Source organism: Actinomadura sp. NPDC049382, from assembly GCF_040677125.1.
GTDB lineage: Bacteria > Actinomycetota > Actinomycetes > Streptosporangiales > Streptosporangiaceae > Spirillospora > Spirillospora geliboluensis.
Window position 1 is genome coordinate 1 of sequence record NZ_JBFARO010000226.1, and the last position, 6480, is coordinate 6480.

Genomic DNA, 6480 nt, shown 5'->3' on the forward strand with positions numbered 1-6480 from the left:
GGGACGGCGCCGACGACGCGGGCGGCGAGCGACTCGGCGACCGCGCGGGGCGCCGCGGGCAGCAGCCGCCCCCGGTGCGCGGCGTCGCCGAGGCCGGTGATCAGGGCGCCGAGCCGGGTCACCCCCGCGAGCCGCTCGAACGGGTTGTCGGTCAGCTCGACGCCGCGCAGCCGGCGGCGTTCGAGGGAGACGCTGCGGCGGGTCGCCAGGCCGCGCTCGGCCACGATGGAGCCGTCCCGCTCGTGGACGGTGAAGTCCCAGTTGAAGAGGGTGAACGCGAGCACCGACATGACCGGCATGGCGACCAGCGCGAGGATGACCAGCGCGAGCACGAGGGCGGTGGGCAGGCCGACCACGTCGTGGCCGACGCTCTCCACCCGCTCCCGGGTGATGAGGCCGAGGTCGTCCCCGAGGTTGTAGAGGGTGCCGAGGAGGCTGCCCGCCACCGCGAACGGGGTCAGCAGGTAGGCGCCGCTGAGCGGGGCGTACACGTACCAGCGGCGCCGCATCCGGGCCAGGACGCGGCGCGGCGGCGCCTCGGCGTCCCGGGCCAGCAGGACGCGGCGGAGCCGTTCCGCCTCGTGGCGGGAGACCGCGTTGAGCTCGCCCTCGCCGCCGTCCGCGCCGGCGTCGATGTTGACGATCGCCAGGCCGAGCAGCCGGTGCGGCAGGTTCGCGCTGATGTCGACGCCGCGGATGCGGTCGCGCGGGATGCTCTTGACCGACCGCCCGATGAGCGCGCGGCGCAGTTCGATCCGGTCGTCGTGCAGGACGTAGGTGAACGTCACCCAGTCGGCGACGTGGAAGACCAGGCCGAGCAGCAGCCCGACCAGCGTGAAGTAGAACGCCGTGGACAGGCCGCCGACGAGCAGGCCGGTCGCGCCGGCGGCGAGCAGCGCGAGGAGTTCGCGGACGGCTCCGACGACGAACGTGAGCGGATGCAGCCGGAGGCTCACGTCGCGTCGTCGCGGAGGTCGTGCGCGCGGTGCGCGAGGTCCTCGGCGAGGCGGGTCGCCACCGCCACCGGCAGCCCGGACACCTCGGACGAACCGGTGTGCGAGGCCGTGTTGACCTCGATGGTGGCGAGCCCCAGCAGCCGTTCGAGCCAGCCCTGCTTGCTGTCGACGGTCTGGATGCGCCCGACCGGCACCAGCAGCCATTCGCGGCTGAACCAGCCCGTGCGGGTGTAGACGACGTCGGCGCTGACCTCCCAGCGGTGCACCCGGTAGCGCCACACGGGCGCGACGGTCACCATCAGCAGCCCGGCGGCGCCGATGATGTAGGGCAGCCAGCCGACGCGGCCGGACAGCCAGCCGGGCATCCCGTCCCAGTCGGCGTCGCCGGCCCAGGCCGCCACGCCGAGGGCGAGGCCGAACGCCAGCCCCCACAGCAGCAGGGACTCGATGGCCCAGTGCGCGATGGCGCGGGGCGAGACCCGGTGCTCGGGCGGCCGCAAGCGCGGCGGGTGCGGGCCCCCGCCGTCCGTGTCGTGACCGCGCCGGACCGTCGTCACACCGCCGAGTTTAGAACGCCGGAGGCGTCCTCCAGCCGGTTCGGCGGCGGCGAACCGCCGGACGCGGCGCGGATGCGGCGGCACGATCGGGCCGGTTCCGGCGTTCTGTCAGTGGCGCATGCGATGTTGTGGACGCGTCTCGCGCAGCCGGCGGAGCCGTGCCGTGGGCGGCGGAAAACCGAATGCACATCCACCCGGACAACGCATAGTTTGGCTGGCTTCGCGGTCGGCGGGCATAGACGTCCGGCAGACGAGTTCCAGGAGATCACATGACCTACGCGATCCAGGCAGAGGGCCTGGAGAAGCGGTTCGGCGAGACCCGGGCGCTGGACGGCGTCTCGCTCACCGCGGAAGCGGGCACGGTCCTCGGGGTGCTGGGGCCGAACGGCGCCGGCAAGACGACGATGACCCGCATCCTCGCCACGCTCATCGAGCCGACCGGCGGCACCGCCCAGGTCGGCGGGTTCGACGTGCTGCGCGACGCGCACAAGGTGCGGCAGCTCATCGGCCTGACCGGCCAGTACGCCGGGGTCGACGAGATGCTCACCGGCACCGAGAACCTGATCCTGATCGGGCGGCTGCTCGGCATCCCGCGCAAGGCCGCCCGCGCGCGGGCCGCCGAGCTGCTGGAGCGGTTCCAGCTCACCGAGGCCGCCGAGCGCGCGGCGAAGACCTACTCGGGCGGGATGCGGCGCCGCCTCGACCTGGCGGCCAGCCTCGTCGGCGACCCGCAGATCCTGTTCCTGGACGAGCCGACCACGGGCCTCGACCCGCGCAGCCGCAACGGCCTGTGGGACATCGTGCGCGGCCTCACCGACGACGGCGTCACCGTGCTGCTGACCACCCAGTACCTGGAGGAGGCCGACCAGCTGGCCGACGACATCATCGTCATCGACCGCGGCCAGGTCATCGCGCACGGCACGTCCGACATGCTGAAGGCGCAGGTCGGCGGCCAGGTCCTGGAGGTGCGCCCGGTCAAGGAGAGCGACGGCGGCACCGTCGCGGCGATCGTCGGGGAGCTGGCCGAGGCCGCGCCCGAGGTGCGCGACGGCCTGATCAGCGCGCCGATCACCGACCCGCAGCTCATGCCCGCGGTGGTGCGCCGCCTCGACGACGCCGGCGTCGCCGTCGGCGAGCTGTCGCTGCGCAAGTCCAGCCTGGACGAGGTGTTCTTCGCCCTCACCGGCCACCACACCGACGACATCGACGCCGAGGCCGACCGGCTCGCGCAGTCGGCCGACAAGGAGAGTGCGTCCGCATGACCACCGCGTCCCTCGCGCCGCGGGACCTGTCCAGGCGGGTCGCGCCCGGTACGGCCCTGCGCAACATCGCCACCCTGGCCTGGCGCAACCTGGTCCAGATCAAGCACAACCCGATGGAGCTGCTGGACCTGTCCATCCAGCCCATCATGTTCGTGCTGCTGTTCGCCTACGTGTTCGGCCCGGCGATGGCCGGCAGCGTCGAGGCGTACCTCCCGGTCGTGATCCCCGGCATCATCGCGCAGAACGCGCTGTTCGCCGGGATGAGCACCGGGTTCGGGCTGAACACCGACATCACCAAGGGGGTGTTCGACCGGTTCCGGAGCCTGCCGATCGCGCGCAGCGCCCCGCTGGTCGGGCGGATCATCGCCGACACCGTCAAGCAGGCGTGGTCGATGCTGATCCTGCTGCTGGTCGGCTTCGCCATCGGCTTCCGGATCGAGACGAACGTGATCGCGCTGCTCGCCGCGTTCCTGCTGCTGCTGGCCTTCGCTGTGCTGTTCTCCTGGACGTCGGTCTACATCGCGATGAAGGTGAACGAGCCGGAGAAGGTGCAGATCTTCGGGTTCGTCGTGATCTTCCCGCTGAGCTTCCTCAGCACGGCGTTCATCCCGAACACCGAGGGCATCCCCGGCCCGGTGGCCTTCGTCATGGACAACAGCCCGGTGACGCAGCTCGTGCAGGCCATGCGCGGGCTGCTGGTCGGCGGTCCCGTCCTCGACCACGCCCTGATCGCCCTGGCCTGGGGCGCCGCCATCTCCCTGGTGTTCGCGCCGCTGTCGCTCCGCGCGTTCAAGAACCGGGCATGATCGGTCCGGGGCGCCCCGCCGCGGGCGCCCCGGAATCCGGCGGCCGCGCGTCGGGCCGCTCCAGGGCGAAGTCGCGGAGGACGTCCTCGAAGGTGCGGGGCCGGCCGCGGTCGTAGGCGGCGGTGAACGCCGCCGCGCCGAGGTCGGCGCGGGTGGCCGCCTCGATGCCGAGGACGTCCGCGAGGGAGAGGTCCCGCGTCCCGCGCAGCGCGTCGGCGGTGCCGAGCAGCTCGGCGGCGCGGGCGGGGTCGCCCAGGAGGCGGGCGCGTTCGGCCTGCCCGGCCAGGACGTGCGACACGATCGGGTAGTCCTGCGCCTCGACGGCGCGGCGCAGCGCTTCGTCCAGGCGTGCGGTGCCCTCCTCCATGGAGCCGAGGGCCATGTCGAGCTGGGCGCGCGCGAGGAGGACCATGGCGCGGAAGTGCGGCGCTCCTGAGAGGTTCTCGGTGAGCGCGTCGGCATGCTCCAGGCGGCGCCCGGCCTCGGCCGTGTCGCCGGAGCGGCGGGCGATCTCCCCGAGCCGGTAGTGGAGCGCGGCCGACTCCTCCAGCCCGCGGACGGCGCCCGGGTCCCGCATCGCGGCGTGGAGCAGGGCCACGGCCCGGTCCCGCTCCCCCATCAGGTCGAGCTCGTTCGCCAGCTTGATGCGGACGTGCTGCAGCCCGGCGGTGCCGCCGCCCAGCTCCGCGTCCAGCCGCAGCGCCTCCTCGTACAGCGCGGCGGCGCCGGAGTGGTCGCCGCCGCGGCCGAGGATCTCCGCCTGCGCCGTGAGCGTGAACGACAGGCCCCAGCGGTCGCCGCACTCGCGGAACGCGGCGAGCGCCCGCGCGAAGTCGTCGTCGATCCCGCCGACCCGGCCGAAGTTGTGCGCGATCTGGCCGCGGACGAAGTAGCCGATACCCCGCACCCACGGGTCGGGGTCGGTCAGCAGCACGTCGTTGCCCGGGGCGGCGGCGTCGTCCCAGCCGACCACGTACATGTGGGCCGTCTCCAGCATCAGCCGCAGCACGGGGTGCAGCGACGCGCGGTCGAGGCCGTCGCAGATGCGGCGGGCGCGGTCGAGCCACTCCGGGACGCGGTCGCCGCCCTCCTCGTCCAGCGACGCCAGGGCGGCGAGCGCGAGCGCACGCGCGGTGGTCCGGTCCTCTGGGACGCCCGGCAGGGCGAGGATCTCCTCCAGGTCGGCGGCGGCGTCGCCGAGCCGGCCGTGCAGGAACCAGTACCAGCCGAGCGCCGCGCACAGCCGCATGGCGAGCGGCGCGTCCCCGGCGGAGATCGCCCAGCGCAGCGCGGCGGAGGTATTGCCGGACTCCGCGGTGAGCCGCCGCAGCCACGGCAGCTGGCCGGCGCCGTACAGGTGCGGCTCGGCCTCCTCGGCAAGGCCGGTGAAGTACTGGGCGTGCGCGCGCCTGACCGCCGCCTCCTCGCCGGCCTCGGCGAGGCGTTCGAGGCCGTAGGCGCGGATCGTCTCCAGCATCCGGTACCGGGGCTCGGGCCCGGAGACGGCGAGCAGCGACTTGTCGACCAGCGCCGTGAGGACGTCGAGGACGTCGCCGCGGTCCAGGCCGGGCCCCGCGCACACCGCCTCCGCGCTCGGCACGGTCGCGCCGCCGGGGAAGACGGCGAGGCGGCGCCACAGCGTCCGCTCGGGCCCGTCCAGCAGGTCCCAGCTCCACTCGACGACGCCGCGCAGCGTGCGGTGCCGCGGCATGGCGGTGCGGCTGCCCGCGGCGAGCAGCCGGAACCGGTCGTCCAGCCGGTCGGCGACCTGCTCGGGCGTCATCGCGCGCAGCCGCGCGGCGGCCAGCTCGATCGCCAGCGGCATCCCGTCCAGGGCCCGGCAGATCCGCACGACCGGCCCGGCGGTGGCGGCGGTGACCGCGAAGCCGGGCGCGACGGCCGCGGCGCGGTCGGCGAACAGCCGGACGGCCGCGGACGCGGCGGCCTCCCCGGGGCCCGCGTCCGGCGGCGGCGGTTCCAGCGGCTCGACCGGCCAGAGCGTCTCGCCGGTGATGCCGAGCGGCTCCCGGCTCGTGGCGAGGATCCGGACGCCGGGGCAGTGCTCCAGGACGGTCCCGGCGAGCCGCGCGGCGGCGTCCAGGACGTGCTCGCAGTTGTCCAGGACCAGCAGGACCCGCCGCTCCGCCAGCGCGGCGACGAGCCGGCCGACCGGGTCCGGGGCGGGCGCGGGCGCGCCGATCGGCGCCATCTCGCGGAGCCCGAGCGCGGTGGCGGCGGCGGCCGGGACCTCGGCCGGGTCGGTCACCGGGGCCAGCGCGACGAGCCGGACGCCGTCGGGCGCGCGGTCCGCGGCCCGCTCGGCGGCCTCCAGCGCGAGCCGGGTCTTGCCGGACCCGCCGGGCCCGGTCAGCGTGACGAGCCGCGCCCGCGCGAGCAGGCCGTCCACGCGTCCGAGGTCGGCGGCGCGGCCGATGAAACTCGTCAGCCGGGCGGGCAGCGCGCCTTCGCGCGGCGCGGGCGCCGGTGCCGGGGCGGCATCCGGAAGCAGGGACGGGTCCTGCCGGAGCACCGCCAGGTGGACGGCCTCCAGTTCGGGGGACGGGTCGACGCCGAGGCCCTCCCCCAGGGCGCGCCTGGCCTCCTCGTAGCGGGCCAGCGCGTCGGCCTGGCGCCCGGCGGCGTAGAGGGCGCGCATCAGGAGGGCGGTCACCGGCTCGCGGAGCGGGTCGTCCGCCGCGAGGGCCTGGAGTTCGGGGATCGCCTCGGCGTGGCGGCCGAGCGCGAGGTCGGCGTCCAGCCGCTCCTCCAGCGCGGCGCGGCGCAGGGCGTCCAGGCGGGCCGCGGGCGCGTCCGCGACCCGGAGCCCGGCGGCGCCCGCGAGCGCCGGGCCCCGCCACAGCGCCAGCGCGGTGCGGAGCCCGGCCGAGCGGTCGGCCGG

The 6480-nt window shown here is 75.3% G+C and carries 5 protein-coding genes; 2 read left to right on the forward strand and 3 right to left on the reverse strand.

Annotation, left to right across the window (positions count from 1 at the left end; genetic code table 11):
• A partial coding sequence (locus AB0K34_RS45685) for a PH domain-containing protein (protein ID WP_364554775.1) occupies nt 1-956 on the reverse strand: 956 nt, incomplete at its 3' end.
• Nucleotides 953-1513 carry a PH domain-containing protein gene (locus AB0K34_RS45690; protein ID WP_138640222.1) on the reverse strand — a complete coding sequence of 187 codons (561 nt, stop codon included), beginning with the start codon at nt 1511-1513 and terminating at the stop codon, nt 953-955. The genes AB0K34_RS45690 and AB0K34_RS45685, both read right to left, overlap by 4 nt.
• A 269-nt stretch (nt 1514-1782) precedes the next feature.
• Between AB0K34_RS45690 and AB0K34_RS45695 the strand changes: the two genes are divergently transcribed.
• Complete coding sequence (locus tag AB0K34_RS45695) at nt 1783-2775, forward strand: ATP-binding cassette domain-containing protein (RefSeq protein WP_138640221.1); 993 nt, start codon at nt 1783-1785, stop codon at nt 2773-2775.
• On the forward strand, nt 2772-3581 hold the full coding sequence (locus tag AB0K34_RS45700; RefSeq protein ID WP_138640220.1) for an ABC transporter permease: 810 nt from the start codon (nt 2772-2774) through the stop codon (nt 3579-3581). The genes AB0K34_RS45695 and AB0K34_RS45700 overlap by 4 nt, the downstream gene beginning before the upstream one ends.
• On the opposite strand, the gene AB0K34_RS45705 is transcribed toward AB0K34_RS45700, so the two are convergent.
• A partial coding sequence (locus tag AB0K34_RS45705; RefSeq protein ID WP_364554778.1) for a BTAD domain-containing putative transcriptional regulator occupies nt 3565-6480 on the reverse strand: 2916 nt, incomplete at its 5' end. The genes AB0K34_RS45700 and AB0K34_RS45705 overlap by 17 nt on opposite strands.

Bases quoted from the DNA above. Each gene is read 5' to 3' on its own strand.
- AB0K34_RS45695 (WP_138640221.1), top strand. From the start codon at position 1,783: ATGACCTACGCGATCCAGGCAGAGGGCCTGGAGAAGCGGTTCGGCGAG.
- AB0K34_RS45700 (WP_138640220.1), top strand. From the start codon at position 2,772: ATGACCACCGCGTCCCTCGCGCCGCGGGACCTGTCCAGGCGGGTCGCG.